The 14,169-nt window shown below is 62.9% G+C and carries 12 protein-coding genes and 1 pseudogene; 7 read left to right on the forward strand and 6 right to left on the reverse strand.

Translation table 11 applies throughout. The features are described 5' to 3' along the window. The 3 genes and pseudogenes from ACIPHN_RS24810 to ACIPHN_RS24820 form a co-directional block, all read right to left on the reverse strand. Nucleotides 1-92: pseudogene (locus ACIPHN_RS24810) on the reverse strand (branched-chain amino acid ABC transporter permease); the annotation flags it as partial. 571 nt (nucleotides 93-663) lie between these two features. Then, nucleotides 664-1,638, reverse strand: coding sequence for a 4-hydroxy-3-methylbut-2-enyl diphosphate reductase (gene ispH, locus ACIPHN_RS24815; protein WP_400441576.1), 975 nt, complete (start codon nucleotides 1,636-1,638; stop codon nucleotides 664-666). 58 nt (nucleotides 1,639-1,696) lie between these two features. After that, entirely contained in the window at nucleotides 1,697-2,152 is a 456-nt protein-coding gene (locus ACIPHN_RS24820; protein ID WP_400441578.1) for a peptidylprolyl isomerase, read from the reverse strand. Nucleotides 2,153-2,327: 175 nt separating this feature from the next. Between ACIPHN_RS24820 and radC the strand changes: the two genes are divergently transcribed. The 3 genes from radC to rpmG all read left to right on the forward strand — a co-directional run bounded on the left by radC (nucleotide 2,328) and on the right by rpmG (nucleotide 3,639). Continuing rightward, nucleotides 2,328-3,002, forward strand: coding sequence for a DNA repair protein RadC (gene radC, locus ACIPHN_RS24825; protein WP_400441581.1), 675 nt, complete (start codon nucleotides 2,328-2,330; stop codon nucleotides 3,000-3,002). Nucleotides 3,003-3,210: 208 nt separating this feature from the next. Next, the gene (rpmB, locus tag ACIPHN_RS24830; protein WP_400441584.1) at nucleotides 3,211-3,441 is read left to right on the forward strand and encodes a 50S ribosomal protein L28; all 231 of its coding nucleotides are present in this window, start codon (nucleotides 3,211-3,213) and stop codon (nucleotides 3,439-3,441) included. A 30-nt stretch (nucleotides 3,442-3,471) separates the two neighbouring features. Further along, nucleotides 3,472-3,639: a 50S ribosomal protein L33 gene (gene rpmG / locus ACIPHN_RS24835; RefSeq protein WP_006463731.1), complete on the forward strand. Its 168-nt coding sequence runs from the start codon at nucleotides 3,472-3,474 to the stop codon at nucleotides 3,637-3,639. A gap of 210 nt (nucleotides 3,640-3,849) precedes the next feature. Here rpmG and ACIPHN_RS24840 read toward each other — a convergent pair whose 3' ends face one another. The 3 genes from ACIPHN_RS24840 to ACIPHN_RS24850 all read right to left on the reverse strand — a co-directional run bounded on the left by ACIPHN_RS24840 (nucleotide 3,850) and on the right by ACIPHN_RS24850 (nucleotide 7,594). Beyond that, complete coding sequence (locus ACIPHN_RS24840; protein ID WP_400441588.1) at nucleotides 3,850-5,046, reverse strand: acyl-CoA desaturase; 1,197 nt, start codon at nucleotides 5,044-5,046, stop codon at nucleotides 3,850-3,852. A 79-nt stretch (nucleotides 5,047-5,125) separates the two neighbouring features. Further along, the gene (locus ACIPHN_RS24845; RefSeq protein WP_400441591.1) at nucleotides 5,126-6,484 is read right to left on the reverse strand and encodes a mechanosensitive ion channel family protein; all 1,359 of its coding nucleotides are present in this window, start codon (nucleotides 6,482-6,484) and stop codon (nucleotides 5,126-5,128) included. Between the two features lie 300 nt (nucleotides 6,485-6,784). Continuing rightward, complete coding sequence (locus ACIPHN_RS24850; protein WP_400441594.1) at nucleotides 6,785-7,594, reverse strand: oxidoreductase; 810 nt, start codon at nucleotides 7,592-7,594, stop codon at nucleotides 6,785-6,787. Between the two features lie 139 nt (nucleotides 7,595-7,733). On the opposite strand from ACIPHN_RS24850, the gene ACIPHN_RS24855 reads away from it, so the two are divergent. The 4 genes from ACIPHN_RS24855 (at nucleotide 7,734) to ACIPHN_RS24870 (ending at nucleotide 14,126) form a co-directional block, all read left to right on the forward strand. Further along, on the forward strand, nucleotides 7,734-8,330 hold the full coding sequence (locus tag ACIPHN_RS24855; protein WP_400441597.1) for a TetR/AcrR family transcriptional regulator: 597 nt from the start codon (nucleotides 7,734-7,736) through the stop codon (nucleotides 8,328-8,330). Nucleotides 8,331-8,476: 146 nt separating this feature from the next. Further along, nucleotides 8,477-9,574 carry an efflux RND transporter periplasmic adaptor subunit gene (locus ACIPHN_RS24860; protein WP_400441600.1) on the forward strand — a complete coding sequence of 366 codons (1,098 nt, stop codon included), beginning with the start codon at nucleotides 8,477-8,479 and terminating at the stop codon, nucleotides 9,572-9,574. After that, complete coding sequence (locus ACIPHN_RS24865; protein WP_400441603.1) at nucleotides 9,571-12,669, forward strand: efflux RND transporter permease subunit; 3,099 nt, start codon at nucleotides 9,571-9,573, stop codon at nucleotides 12,667-12,669. The genes ACIPHN_RS24860 and ACIPHN_RS24865 overlap by 4 nt, the downstream gene beginning before the upstream one ends. After that, entirely contained in the window at nucleotides 12,666-14,126 is a 1,461-nt protein-coding gene (locus ACIPHN_RS24870; protein WP_400441606.1) for an efflux transporter outer membrane subunit, read from the forward strand. The genes ACIPHN_RS24865 and ACIPHN_RS24870 overlap by 4 nt, the downstream gene beginning before the upstream one ends. Nucleotides 14,127-14,169 lie beyond the last annotated feature (43 nt).

Here is a 14,169-nt window from a genome sequence, read left to right on the forward strand (position 1 = left end):
ACCCCGTACACCATCGTGTAACCCAGGGCGATCAGTGCGTACATGCTGCCTAGCACCAATCCGTTGATGATCTGCTGGATGAAAATGTCCATGAATAACTCTTCGATCTAGATGAAAACAGGAAAAACACGAAGCCTCGCACAAGGGTGCGGTGCTGCGCGAAAGCATGGCGATGAGCAAAAACCGTTCCCGCCACTCGGGATGGCAATGCGGCCCTTCATAAATGGCGACGGCCATGCCAGCAGAACCGGAAGACATCCGGGAGAAAGAAAAGAGGAAGATCAGCCGCTGTCGCCGCGGATGCGGCACAAGCGCATGGTGCAGGAAGGCCGGGTGCGGCAGGGACGAGCCTGTCGCCACATGCCGGCGGGCAGATGGACTTGCATGGTTGGTGTCTCCCAGTGTCTCGTGACGCCGCGTTGGCGGCGCGCGCCCTGCTTGAAGCGGGCTTGCCCGTAGCCACCTTTTGGGTGGCCCGTCGATATTGGTGCGGAATTATACGCAGAACGGACACACAATCCAGCACAAAACTGAGCGCTGTTACATAAGAATTGCGGTAAGACCAGTGAATCGTCGTGCTTTATTGCAATGACAGCCGCTAAATTGAAAAAGGCTTGCATCAGCAAGCCTTTTTCGGTCCTTCCAGCAGTGACTGTACCGGCCTCAGGCCGTCGTCTCCTGGGCCACACCGGTGCGTGCACCCAGCCCCTTGGGCAGCGGGAAGGTGACGTTCTCTTCGATGCCGTCGAGTACCCGCACACTGCGCGCGCCCAGCTCACGGATACGTTCGATGACGGCCTGCACCAGCACCTCCGGTGCCGACGCGCCCGCGGTCACGCCGATGCGCTGGCGGCCGGCGACCCATTGCGGATCGATCAGGTCAGCGTTGTCGACCATGAAGGCTGGCACGCCCTTCTTCTCGGCCAGCTCGCGCAGGCGGTTGGAATTGGAACTGTTGGGGCTGCCCACCACGATCACCACGTCCACCTGCGGCGCCATGAACTTGACGGCTTCCTGGCGATTGGTGGTGGCGTAGCAGATATCGCCCTTCTTTGGTTCGGCGATGGCCGGGAAGCGTTCGCGCAAGGCGGCGATGATCTCGGCCGTATCGTCCACCGACAGGGTGGTCTGCGACACATAGGCCAGCAGGGCCGGATCGGCCACCTGCAGGCGCTGCACGTCTTCCACCGTCTCCACCAGATGCATGCCTGCCTCGGTCTGGCCCATGGTGCCCTCGACTTCCGGGTGGCCGGCATGGCCGATCATGATGATCTCGCGGCCTTCGCGGCGCATCTTCGCCACTTCCATGTGCACCTTGGTGACCAGCGGACAGGTGGCATCGAACACCGTCAGGCCACGCTCGGCGGCTTCGGCCTGGATGGCCTTGGACACGCCGTGGGCCGAGAAGATGACGGTATTACCCGCCGGCACGTCGGCCAGCTCCTCGATGAAGACCGCACCCTTGGCGCGCAGGTCATTGACCACGTAGGCGTTGTGCACGATCTCGTGGCGCACGTAGATGGGCGCGCCGAACTGCGCCAGCGCGCGCTCGACGATCTCGATGGCGCGGTCCACACCGGCGCAGAAACCGCGCGGCTGGGCCAGCAGGATCTCGGATTCGGCTTTGTCCATGGTCATGGTATTTCCCTTGTTTCTCAATGCTTCTCTAGCGCTGTATCGCCAATTTACTAGGTGCTTACAGGATTCCGATGATTTTGACTTCGAACTTCAGCGTTTGCCCGGCCAGCGGGTGATTGAAGTCGAAAACTGCGCCATCATCATCCATCGATCGCAGGATACCGGCAAAGCGGCCGCCACCGGGAGCGGCGAAATCCACCAGGTCACCGATGCGGTATTGCTCGTCCATGGCCGAGTTCTCTTGCAGCGTGGCCAGCGAGATACGCTGAATCAGTTCATCGCTGCGTTCGCCGAAGGCCTGGGCCGGCGCCAGTTCGAAGGTCTGGTGCGTGCCTTCGGGCAGGCCCAGCAGGCAGGCTTCCAGGAAGGGCGCCAGCTGGCCCTGGCCGAACTGCAGGGTGGCCGGATTCTCGTTGAAGGTGCTGACGATATCTTCACCTTCCAGCGAAGCCAGGCGGTAATGCAGGGTGAGATAAGCGTTGTCGGTGACGACAGGTACGGATGGGCTGGACATGAAAGGAACTCGAATGTGCACAAGAACCCGCTATTGTAAGCCACGTTGGCCCGCCGCGCCGCTGCCGGCATCGTCTGCCGCGGCCCCGTCTCCCACCGGGAAGGCCTGTCGTTGACCCGGCTCAAGACTTCGTCCCCGTCTCCCTCCCCTCTCTTCATTTCAGGATCAGGCAAGCATGAGCATCATCGATTGGCCCAAGGAACAGCGCCCACGCGAGCGCCTCTTGCAACATGGCGCGGCGGCGCTGTCGGACGCCGAATTGCTGGCGATCTTCCTGCGCGTGGGCATTCCCGGCAAGAACGCCGTGGAACTGGCGCGCGATACCCTGCAACGATTCGGCTCGCTCACTGCCATGCTCCATGTCGCCGAGAAGAACCTGGCCCTGGGCAGTGGCGTGGGCCCGGCCAAATGCAGTCAGTTGCTGGCCGCACTGGAGCTGTCGCGGCGCGCCATTCATGAAGAGCTCAAGGAAGGCAGCAGGCTGAACTCGACCCAGAGAGTCGCCGATTATCTGAAGCTTCTCTTCAAGAACAGGGAACGCGAGAGTTTCGTCATCCTGTTCCTGGATGTGCGCAACAAGCTGATCTGCATGGAAGAAATGTTCAGCGGCACGCTCAACCATGCCGCCGTCTACCCCCGCGAGGTAGTCAAGGCCACCCTGCGCCACAATGCCGCTGCGGTGATCCTGGCCCACAACCATCCATCGGGCGACCCCGAGCCCAGCGATGCCGACCTGACGCTCACCGAGGCCCTGGCCGATGCCCTGGAGTTGATCGACGTGCAGTTGCTGGACCATTTCGTGGTCGCGGGGACACGGCTCTATTCCTTCGCCGACCATGGGAAGCTCTGAGCCCGAAGCCCCCCACATCGCCCGCAAAGCCTTATACGGACTGGCTTTGCGACCGATGCGAATGATCAAGAAAGCAATTGCGTCGCAAATTGTTAAATTCAATCATCAACTTATGACACAATTGTTTTTCGCAAGTCATTGAAAAGCCTGAGTTTTTTCCATATACTCTTGTTTTTCCCAAATTCGGAAATTTTTAAGGAGTACTAACATGGCACGTGTCTGCCAAGTCACCGGGAAGGGGCCGATGGTCGGCAACAACGTTTCCCATGCAAACAACAAGACCAAGCGTCGCTTCCTGCCCAACCTGCAGAATCGCCGCATTTTCGTCGAATCCGAGAACCGCTGGGTTTCGCTGCGTTTGTCCAACGCCGGCCTGCGTGTGATCGACAAGATCGGCATCGATGCCGTCCTGGCCGATCTGCGTGCTCGTGGCGATTAAGTCTAATTAGCAGAGTAAAGGAAATCTATCATGGCGAAATCCGGCCGCGACAAAATCAAACTGGAGTCGACCGCAGGTACTGGTCACTTCTACACCACCACCAAGAACAAGCGTACTACGCCCGAAAAGATCAGCATCATGAAGTTCGATCCCAAGGCACGTAAGCACGTCGAATACAAGGAAACCAAGATCAAGTAATTGATCCCCGGTTACCGATAAAAAACCCGCAGAGCGATCTGCGGGTTTTTTATTGCCTGTCGGTCCTGGAGCTTGCCCGGCTACCTGGCCGCAAGCGACCGTACAGCAGCCACCCTCTCCCTACACACCACAAAGAAAAATCCCCGCAGATCGCTCGGCGGGGATTTTTCTTTCATATCCCGGCACACAACCGGGAACGAAGATGACAGATCAGGCGTAGCTGCGCAGGCGCACGGCGAAGTCACGCAGTGCCTTCACGCCGGATGCCTCGGCGCGGGTGCACCAGTCTTGCAGTTGTTGCAGCAGCTGTTCGCGGGTCGAGTGCGAACGCTCCCAGATGGCGCCCAGCTCGATGCGCATCTCGTGCATGGTCTTGAGCGCCTTGCTGTGGGCGAACAGCTCGGAGAGCTGCGCCTTCTGGCCGTCTTCCAGACGACCCGGCTCACGCTGCAGCAGCTTCTTGGAGGTCTTCAGGAAGCGCGATTCCAGCTTGGCCTTCTCGATCAGGTGATCCAGCTCGTCCTTCCAGGCGGTCTTCAGGGAACCGGCATACTTGGCGGTCACATCGTAGCGGTTGGCGATGACGGACTGCAGGGTATCGAAGTCGACCACGGCCTTCTTGCTGTCGAACTTGGGCACCGGTGCCACCTTCTTCACCTTGGCCAGGCCGAAGGTTTCCAGAATGCGGATATACATCCAGCCGACGTCGAATTCGTACCACTTCGACGAGAACTTGGCCGAGGTACCGAAGGTGTGGTGGTTGTTGTGCATTTCCTCGCCACCGATGAGGATGCCGATCGGGAACAGGTTGGTCGAAGCGTCGATGCAGTCGTAGTTGCGATAGCCCCAGAAGTGGCCCAGGCCGTTGACCACGCCAGCGGCCCAGAACGGGATCCATGCCATCTGCACAGCCCAGACGGTCAGGCCGATGCCGCCGAAGAGCAGCACGTCGATGATCAGCATGATGCCCACACCCTGCCAGCCGTACTTGCTGTAGATGTTGTGCTCGATCCAGTCATCGGGCGTGCCATGGCCGAATTTCTCCATGGTCTCGGCATTCTTGGACTCGTTGCGGTAGAGCTCGGCACCCTGCCACATCACCTTGTTGATGCCGCGGGTCTGCGGGCTGTGCGGATCGTCTTCGGTCTCGCACTTGGCGTGGTGCTTGCGGTGGATGGCGGCCCATTCCTTGGTCACCATGCCGGTGGTCATCCACAGCCACAGGCGGAAGAAGTGGCTGGGGATCGCGTGCAGGTCGAGCGCGCGGTGCGCCTGGCAACGATGCAGGTAGAGAGTCACGCCCACGATGGTGATGTGCGTCATCACCAGGGTGTAAATGACAATCTGCCAACCGCTTGCGTGCAGCAAACCATTGGCAACAAAGTCGAGGATCGCATCAAAGGTCATCACTACTCCAAATAGAAAACAACTATCGGACTACACAACGGAACACAAACTTGTTCCGTCAAAATGGTTATATTTTCTTTTAATTGCCGGGCATTGTACGCGAATTCTGCTCGTCTGGGACATCAGGATTTTCCTTGGGCAGGCTTTGGCGGAAGCTGCGCTCATCCATGATGCGGATATCCCGCTTGGCGTGGGCCACCTGGATGCCCTGGGCCTTGAAGGCCTTCCAGATTGCCCTGTTGACGTCGGACAACACATTCAGGCGTCCGTTTTCCGGGTCGGTGATCCAGAATCCCAGTTCCAGCTCCAGTCCGTCGGCCCCGATCTTGATCAGCAAGGCCTGCGGCGCCACCTGCTGGGATACCCGCTGCACTTCAAGTGCGGCCTGTTCCATGATGGACAAGACGGTTTCCACATCATCCTGGTACAGAATTGTAAGCTGCGTGGACAAACGTACAATGCGATGCGTCAATGAATAGTTCTGTACCGGATTGGAGACAAACAATTCATTGGGCAAGACCGATTCGATCCCATCCAGGCCTTCCAGGATGGTGTAGCGGGTGTTGATCTGGGTGACCTTGCCAAAATATTTCTCTACAGCAACCATGTCGCCAATCACCATGCTGCGTTCCAGCAGGATCACGAAGCCCGAGACATAGCTGCTGGCGATCTTCTGCAGACCCAGGCCGATACCCACGCCCAGCGCGCCGCCGAAGACCGACAGCACGGTCAGGTCGATGCCCACCAGCGACAGGCTGACCAGGAAGGCGATCAGGATCAGGATGGCCCGTGCCATGCGGGCCACCACGGTGCGCAGCGAGGAGTGCATGCCGCTGAACTTCATGAGCCGGTTTTCCAGCACCGTACCGATCCACAGCGCGATGATCAGCGTCACCAGCACCGAGGCCGCCGCCTGCAGCATGGTCAGCAGCGACACCTTGTGGCGCCCCAGCGGCAGCGTGGTGGTATCGAGGTAATCGACGAAATCGGGCCACACGCCGATGATCCACATCAGCACGCACAGCCAGACCAGCACGGCGATCACCTTCTCCGACAGGTGCAACAGCGCGCCCACGGTGGCGTCCTTGACGAAGATGCCGCGCAGCACATAGAACACGAAACGCATCGACACCTGGGCTACGGTCAGCGGGAACATGATTTCCCACAGCGACACCGAATGCCCGACGCGCCTGAGTGCATAGTAGGACCCGGTGAGCAGGGCCAGTGTCAGCAACGGCGAGAGCACGCGGGCAAAGCTCTTCACACCGATCTGCATCACCAGCGATTGCTCTTCCTGGTCACCGGGCAACACGAAGCGGCTGCGCAACCAGCGCGAGAGGCCGATGCCGCCCAGCAGGCATAGCGCGATCACGATCAGCTGGCGCAGCAGCGCCAGCGGTTGCGGGTCAGTGAACAGGGAGAGGAAATGGTCGGTCATGGCTGGCCGGATAGGGATCAAACAATATGGCGGCGCCGTCCAGCGGCAGGCATGGCGCACCACCCGTGGCGGGTTCTTGCCTGGGGGCGGTAGATATGCTCGGCGCGGTGGTTGGCGAACCCGCAATTGTACCTATTTTGCGACCGGCTCTATCATGATGCGACCTATTTTCGTAGCGCCCAGGCGTTCGGCGCCCTCCTCCGGGACGCAATCGACCTCCTCAACTCCATTCATCAATTGACGTGCACGCGCCCCCGCTCCGCCAGGACCGGGTGGCGGAACGGGGGCGCGCCTGTCATCTCACTGCAGCTGGAGTCCCTTGCGGATGGCGGCATCGACCGGTCCGGCCGGCATGAAGCGGCGCAGCTTGGTCAGCAGCGAGGCCTGGCCCGGCGGGGTGTAGCGCATCTTCCAGCGGCGCTCCAGGGCGGCCGCGACGATGGTCTTGGCGACCGTTTCCGGCAGCGGTGCCTGATTGACCTGCTGCGCCACGGCGGCTGCAGCGGCATTGCGCTGCGCCTCATAGGCGGCGATCCGCCCAGCCGTCTTGGGGGCATTGAGATCCAGGCTGGTACGGGTGTAGGAGGGTTCGATCAGGACCACGCGCACGCCGAACTGGCGCGTCTCGTGATCCAGGCTTTCGGAAAGCCCCTCGACGGCATGCTTGGAGGCGGCATACAGCCCCATGTAAGGGGCCGGCAGGAAGCCCAGCACCGAACTGACGTTGACGATACGCCCATGGCCCTGGCGGCGCATGTACGGCAAGACGGCCTGGCTGGTGCGCAGCAAGCCCAGCACGTTGACATCGAAGAGCGCCTGCGCCTCTTGCACCGAAGTTTCCTCCACGGCACCCACCAGCGACATGCCGGCATTGTTGACCAAGATATCGATGACCTGCTCGCGCTCGATCACTTCCTGCACCGCTGCTGCCACCGAATCGGCGTCGCGCACATCCATTTCGATCAGATTCACGCCGGCGATGCCGACCGCCCCCTCCAGCTTGCGCACGGTGCCATAGACCACGTGGCCGCGTGCTGCGAACAGTTGCGCTGTTGCCCGACCAATACCCGACGAGACGCCGGTCACGACCACCACCTTGTTGAGGGACATGTTGTTTCTCCTTGCTTGGGAATGAAGCGGCGCCACGAAGGCCACGCCGGACGATTTAAGAGTTCATTTAACATCTATAAATAGATTACAATTGAACTCTAAATTTCGCAAGAAGTTTTCGCAGAGAGGAGTTCATCCCATGAAAAAGAGCAAGCAGGACACCGAAGAGTCGCGCAAGCGCATCCTCTCGGCCGCCACCCGCATGTTCCTCGCCGATGGCCTGGCAGAGACCGGGATCGCCAGCATCATGCAGGCGGCGGGCCTGACCCAGGGCGGCTTCTACCGGCATTTCCGGTCCAAGGAACAACTCATCGTCGAAGCCAGCAAGGCGGCCAACGAGCACATGTTCGCGGCCTTCTCCGAGGCCGTGGCCGGTCGCTCGCCACAGCAGGCGCTGGCGCTGGCAATCGATATGTATCTGGACCAACTGAGCCGCCAGGACTGCGACGGCATGTGCCCGCTGCCCAACCTGGGCAGCGAATTGCGCCGCGCCGATGCCCTGGTAAGAGGCGCCGCCATGGCCGGCCATCAAAGGCTGGTGCAGTTCTACCAGACGCTGGCCCGCCAGGCCGGCGCCACCGACCCCGCCGAACTGGGGGCGGCGCTGGTGACGGCCATGGTCGGGGCCGTGATGCTGGCGCGGGTGGCCGTCAATGCCCAGGCGCAAGCCGCCATCCTGGCCAATTGCCGCAAGACCCTGCACGCCATGCTGCCCGCCACAGAGGACCGCGCCTGATCGCCTCCGGCATCCCCGTTGTGTCTTTCGCGCCAAGCGGAAAGAAATGGCTTGAATTTTTTAGAGTTCATTGATACTCTATTTTTAGCGGTTAGATGCACTCTAAGGTTCGACAATCAATCCCAGCCCCTTTCCTCGAGGTCTCCATGCACACCCTGCTCTCACGCCTGCCCCGGCGCACCGTCATCAGCGCCACGCTCCTGCTCTCCCTGGCCGCCTGCGGTCATCCACCGCCGCCCGTGGATCCGGTAGCCAAGGTCGCCTGGATCACCGTACAGCCCGCCGCCGCCGGGCAGGTCAGCTTTACCGGGGTGGTCCATGCCCGCACTGAAAGCAACCTGGGCTTCCGGGTGGCCGGCAAGATCGTCGAACGCCTGGTCGATCCGGGCCAGACCGTGCGCCGTGGCCAACCCCTGATGCGCATCGATGCCGTGGACTACGACCTGGCCCTGGCCGCTGCCCGTTCCGCCGTCGAGGCCGCACAGGCGCGCCAGGTGCAGGCCGTGGCCGAGGAAGCGCGACTGCGCAAGCTACTGGAACATGGCGCCACCTCCAACCAGGCCTATGAACTCGCCAAGGCCGCCGCCGACGCTGCCGTAGCCCAGACCCGTGCCGAAGCCGCCCGCGCCCGTGAAACCGAAAACCAGCGCGATTACGCCGTGCTCAAGGCCGACATGGATGGCGTCGTGCTGGCCGTGCCGAGCGACGTCGGCCAGGTGGTCGCAGCCGGACAGACGGTGGTATCGCTGGCTCGCAATGGCGCGCGCGAAGCACTGGTCTACCTGCCGGAACAGGAACTGGCGATCGGCCGGCGCAACGCTACTGCCACCCTCTTCAGCGATCCCGGCCAGAGCGCGCCCGCTACCCTGCGTGAACTGGCGGCCGTGGCCGACCCGCAAACCCGCACCTACCTGGCGCGCTACACCCTGGCGGGCAGCGCTGCCCAGGCCCCGCTGGGCGCCACCGTCACCATCCATGTCGCAGCCCCTGTCGCTGAAGGGGTACGCCTGCCCATCAGCGCCCTGGTGGACCAGGGCAAGGGCACCGGCGTATGGGTGATCGATGACAAGAGCGGAACCCTCAGGCTGCAGCCGGTCAAGGTCGCACAGATCGGCGAAGAACTGGCGCGCGTCTCGCAAGGGCTGGCCGCCGGCCAGCGCGTGGTAGCCATGGGTGGCCACCTGCTCAAGGCCGGCCAGAAGGTCGAACTGCTGGCAGAAACCCGCATGGGGAGCGCATCATGAGCGGCTTCAATCTCTCCGCCTTCGGCGTGCGCCAGCGCGCCATCACGCTGTTCCTGATCATCGCCATCAGCGTGGCCGGCATCTTCGCCTTCTTCCGCCTGGGCCGTGCCGAGGATCCCAGCTTTATGGTGAAGGTCATGACCATCGCCGCCACCTGGCCCGGCGCCACCGCCCAGGAAATGCAGGAGCAGGTCGCCGACCGGCTGGAGAAGCGCCTGCAGGAACTGGAAGCCTATGACCGCGTGGAAACTGCCGCCCGCCCCGGGCTGGTCACCATGAAGCTCTATCTCAAGGACGACACCGACGCCAAGACCGTAGAAGAACAGTTCTACCAGGTGCGCAAGAAGCTGGGCGACGAAGCCGTCAACCTGCCGCACGGCGTCTACGGTCCCTTCATCAATGACGAGTACTCGGACGTCTATTTCTCGCTCTTCTCGCTGGAAGCCAGGAAGCTGCCGCACCGCCAGCTGGTGCTGCAGGCCGAGGAGATCCGTCAGCGTCTGCTGCACGTAGCCGGCGTGCAGAAGGTCAATATCCTGGGCGAGCAGCAACAACGCATCTTCGTCGACATCTCCTATCAACGATTGGCCACCTTGGGCATCAAGGCACAAGCCATCATCGACGCCCTGGGCAAGCAGAACAACGTGACCTCGGCCGGTTTCGTCGAGACCAGCGGTCCGCGCGTGCAACTGCGCCTGGATGGCGCCATCGACAGCATCGAGGCGGTCAAGGCCATTCCCATCGTGGGCGCCGAACGTACCGTCAAGCTGGGCGACATCGCCGAGGTGCGCCGTGGCTACGAAGACCCGGCCAGCTTCGTCATCCGTACCCAGGGCGAATCGGCACTGGTGCTGGGTGTGGTCATGAAGAAGGGCTACAACGGCCTGCAACTGGGCGAGGACCTCGGCAGCTTCCAGCACAAGCTGCAGGGTGAACTGGCCACGGGTATTACGCTGGAGCAGATCGCCGACCAGTCCAAGGCCATCAAGGCTGCCATCAACGAATTCATGGTCAAGTTCTTCATGGCCCTGGCGGTGGTGATCGCAGTGAGCCTGGCCACCCTGGGCTGGCGGGTCGGCGTGGTGGTGGCCGCCGCCGTGCCACTGACGCTGGGTGCGGTGTTCGTCATCATGCTCATGACCGGCCGCGTATTCGACCGTATCACGCTGGGTGCGCTGATCCTCTCGCTGGGCCTGCTGGTGGACGATGCCATCATCGCCATCGAGATGATCGTGGTGAAGATGGAAGAAGGGCTCGGTCGCGTGGCCGCAGCCACCTATGCCTGGACCGCCACGGCCGCGCCGATGCTCTCGGGCACGCTCTTGACCATCATCGGCTTCTTGCCGGTGGGCTTCGCCCGCTCCACGGCAGGCGAATACGCCGGCAACATCTTCTGGGTGGTGGCCTTCGCCCTGCTGACCTCGTGGGTGGTGGCCGTGCTCTTCATCCCCTACATGGGCGTGAAGATGTTGCCCAACATCCCCGTGAAGGCCGGTGGTCACGACGAGATCTACAGCACGCCCAACTATGTGCGCCTGCGCAATCTGGTTCGGTGGTGCGTGGACCACAAGTGGCTGACCGCCGCCGTCACCGTGGGCCTGTTCCTGCTGGCCGGCGTGGGCATGGGCTCGGTGCAGAAGCAGTTCTTCCCCAATTCCGAACGTCCTGAGCTGACGCTGGAAATCAATCTCCCGCCAGGCAGTGCCTTTGCCGCCACCGACGCCGTGGTCAAGCAGATCGAAGCCAACCTGCGCCAGGAGCCGGAAGCCGAGGTCGTCTCCAGTTACGTCGGCCAGGGTACGCCGCGCTTCTTCCTCTCGGTCAATCCGGAGCTGCCCAATCCCGCCTTCGCCCAGATGATCGTGCTCACCGCCGGCCCCGCCGAGCGTGACGTGCTCAAGGAAAAGATCCGCAAGATGATCGCCGAAGGCCGCTTCCCGCAGGCCCGGGTGCGCGTGAGCCAGTTCGTGTTCGGCCCGCCGGTGCCCTTCCCCGTGCTGTTCCGCGTGGTCGGCCCCGACCTGGACAAGGTGCGCGACATCGCCGAACAGGTCCGCGTGGTGATGGCAGCCAACCCCGACATGCGCGACGTCCACATGGACTGGGGCAACCGTACTCCCACCGTGCATCTGAGCCTGGACCAGGAACGTCTGCGCCAGGTCGGCCTGTCGCCGCGCGACGCTGCTACCCAGCTGCAGGCCATGCTCAATGGCATCCCCGCCACCCAGGTACGCGAAGGCTTGCGTACGGTGGACGTGCTCATCCGCAGTCCCCATGCCGAACGCAGCAACCTGGCCGACCTGCGCAACCTGGTACTGACTACCGACAGCGGCGCCAGCGTGCCACTGGCCCAGGTGGCACATCTGGAAACGCGGATGGAAGATGCCGTCCTCAAGCGCTATGACCGCGAGACCTATATCGCCGTGCAGGGCGACATCCGCGACGGCACCCAGCCGCCCGACGTGACCCACGCCATCCTGCCCAAGCTGGAGCAGCTCAAGGCCAGCCTGCCGGCGGGCTACCACATCGACACCGGCGGCTCGGTGGAAGAAAGCGCCAAGGCCGACCAGGCGCTGGCCAAGCTGTTCCCGCTGATGATCATCCTGATGTTGACCATCATCATGCTGCAGGTACGTTCCTTCGCCACCATGTGGATGGTGTTTGCCACCGCGCCGCTGGGCTTGGTTGGTGCCGTGCCCACGCTGCTGGTGTTCCACCAGGCCTTCGGCTTCAACGCCATCCTCGGCCTGATCGGCCTGGCGGGCATCCTGATGCGCAATACGCTGATCCTGGTGGACCAGATTCGCCATGACCTGGATGCCGGCCTGTCGGCCTATGAGGCGGTGATCGAATCGACGGTGCGCCGTGCGCGTCCGGTGATCCTGACCGCCGTGGCGGCGATGCTGGCCTTCATCCCGCTGACCCATTCCAGCTTCTGGGGTCCGCTGGCCTATGTGCTCATCGGCGGCGTCGGGGTGGGTACGGTCCTGACCCTGCTGTTCCTGCCGGCGCTGTATTCGTTGTGGTTCAAGGTGCGCAAGCCGGTCGCTGCCGCCCCTCACCTGCAGGCTGTCCAACTCAAGGAGTTCGCATGAACATCATCAAGCACCTGGGCGCAGCGTCCCTGCTCGCCACCCTGCTGGCCGGCTGCTCGCTGGCCCCCACCTACGAACGGCCGGACCTGCCGGTGCAAACCCAGTGGCCGGAGAACCTGGCGGCCACCCCGACTGACGCGACGGGCAACACCCCGGCCGCCAGCCTGCCCTGGCAGGAATTCTTCCGCGACCCGTCGCTGCGGCAGCTCATCGCCCTGGCGCTGGACCATAACCGCGACCTGCGCGTGGCGGCGCTGAACATCGAACGGGCCCGTTCGTTGTACCAGGTGCAGTCGGCCGACCGCCTCCCCACGCTCAACCTGGGCGTCTCCGGCGCCCGCCAGGAAACCCCCAACGACGTCGCCCCGGCCGGCAAGGGCGGGCTGACCACCGCCTACAACGTCGGCCTGGGCGTGACCGCCTTCGAGCTGGACCTGTTCGGACGAGTACGCAACCTCAGCGGTGCCGCCCTGGAGCGCTTCAACGCCACCGACGAGGCCCGCAAGACCACGCAGATCAGCGTGGTCGCGCAAGTGGCCTACAGCTATGAAGCACTGGTGGCCGACGAGCGCCTGCTGGCCCTGGCGCGCCAGACGCTGGACAGTCGCACGGCCTCGCACCAGCGCCAGGTCAGCCTGCGCGACATGGGCGCCAGTTCCGACTATGACCTGCGCCAGTCCGATTCGCTGCTGGAAGCGGCCCGCATCGCCGTGCTGCAGGCGCAGCGCCAACGCGCCCTGGACGAAAACGCACTGGTCTTGCTGCTGGGCCAGCCGGTACCGGCAGCACTGCTGCCCGGCCCCGACACCTCCTGGAGTGCCAGCGTGATGGCTGAACTGCCGGCCGGTCTGCCCTCCGACCTGTTGACGGCGCGCCCCGACATCGCCCAGCAGGAAGCCCTGCTGCGCGCGGCCAACGCCAACATCGGCGTGGCCCGGGCGGCGTTCTTCCCGCGCATCAGCCTGACCGGCAGCTTTGGATCAGCCAGCAACGAATTGAACGGTCTGTTCGAATCGGGCAGCCGGTCATGGAGCTTGCTGCCCTCGATCAGCCTGCCCATTTTTGATGGTGGCCGTAATCGCGCCAATCTCGGTGTAGCCAAGGCCGATCGTGATATCGCCGTAGCCCAGTACGAGAAGACCATCCAGACGGCCTTCCGCGAAGTGGCCGATGCCCTGGCCGGTCGTGCCACGCTGGGTGCCGAACTACGTGCGGTGCAGGCCCAGGAGCGCGCCGAGCAGCAGCGCCATGACCTGGCCAAGCTGCGCTATGACAGCGGCGAAGCCAGCTACCTCGACTATCTGGACGCCCAGCGGGCCTGGTTTGCCACCCAACAGCAGACCATCCGCACCGGCCTGGCCGAAGTGCAGAACCGCATCGCGCTGTACAAGGCCCTGGGCGGCGGCTGGAAAGACGTGATGCCGACCTCCGGTGACCAGATCGTGCGCAAGGACTGAAGCTCACTGTGGAGTACCGCTGCCTGTGGAGGGGAGCGGCTTT

It is taken from the genome of Herbaspirillum sp. NPDC087042 (assembly GCF_044745245.1).
Taxonomy (GTDB): Bacteria; Pseudomonadota; Gammaproteobacteria; order Burkholderiales; family Burkholderiaceae_D; genus Herbaspirillum.

Bases quoted from the DNA above. Each gene is read 5' to 3' on its own strand.
- ispH (WP_400441576.1), bottom strand. From the start codon at position 1,638: ATGACCATGGACAAAGCCGAATCCGAGATCCTGCTGGCCCAGCCGCGC.
- ACIPHN_RS24820 (WP_400441578.1), bottom strand. From the start codon at position 2,152: ATGTCCAGCCCATCCGTACCTGTCGTCACCGACAACGCTTATCTCACC.
- radC (WP_400441581.1), top strand. From the start codon at position 2,328: ATGAGCATCATCGATTGGCCCAAGGAACAGCGCCCACGCGAGCGCCTC.
- rpmB (WP_400441584.1), top strand. From the start codon at position 3,211: ATGGCACGTGTCTGCCAAGTCACCGGGAAGGGGCCGATGGTCGGCAAC.
- rpmG (WP_006463731.1), top strand. From the start codon at position 3,472: ATGGCGAAATCCGGCCGCGACAAAATCAAACTGGAGTCGACCGCAGGT.
- ACIPHN_RS24840 (WP_400441588.1), bottom strand. From the start codon at position 5,046: ATGACCTTTGATGCGATCCTCGACTTTGTTGCCAATGGTTTGCTGCAC.
- ACIPHN_RS24845 (WP_400441591.1), bottom strand. From the start codon at position 6,484: ATGACCGACCATTTCCTCTCCCTGTTCACTGACCCGCAACCGCTGGCG.
- ACIPHN_RS24850 (WP_400441594.1), bottom strand. From the start codon at position 7,594: ATGTCCCTCAACAAGGTGGTGGTCGTGACCGGCGTCTCGTCGGGTATT.
- ACIPHN_RS24855 (WP_400441597.1), top strand. From the start codon at position 7,734: ATGAAAAAGAGCAAGCAGGACACCGAAGAGTCGCGCAAGCGCATCCTC.
- ACIPHN_RS24860 (WP_400441600.1), top strand. From the start codon at position 8,477: ATGCACACCCTGCTCTCACGCCTGCCCCGGCGCACCGTCATCAGCGCC.
- ACIPHN_RS24865 (WP_400441603.1), top strand. From the start codon at position 9,571: ATGAGCGGCTTCAATCTCTCCGCCTTCGGCGTGCGCCAGCGCGCCATC.
- ACIPHN_RS24870 (WP_400441606.1), top strand. From the start codon at position 12,666: ATGAACATCATCAAGCACCTGGGCGCAGCGTCCCTGCTCGCCACCCTG.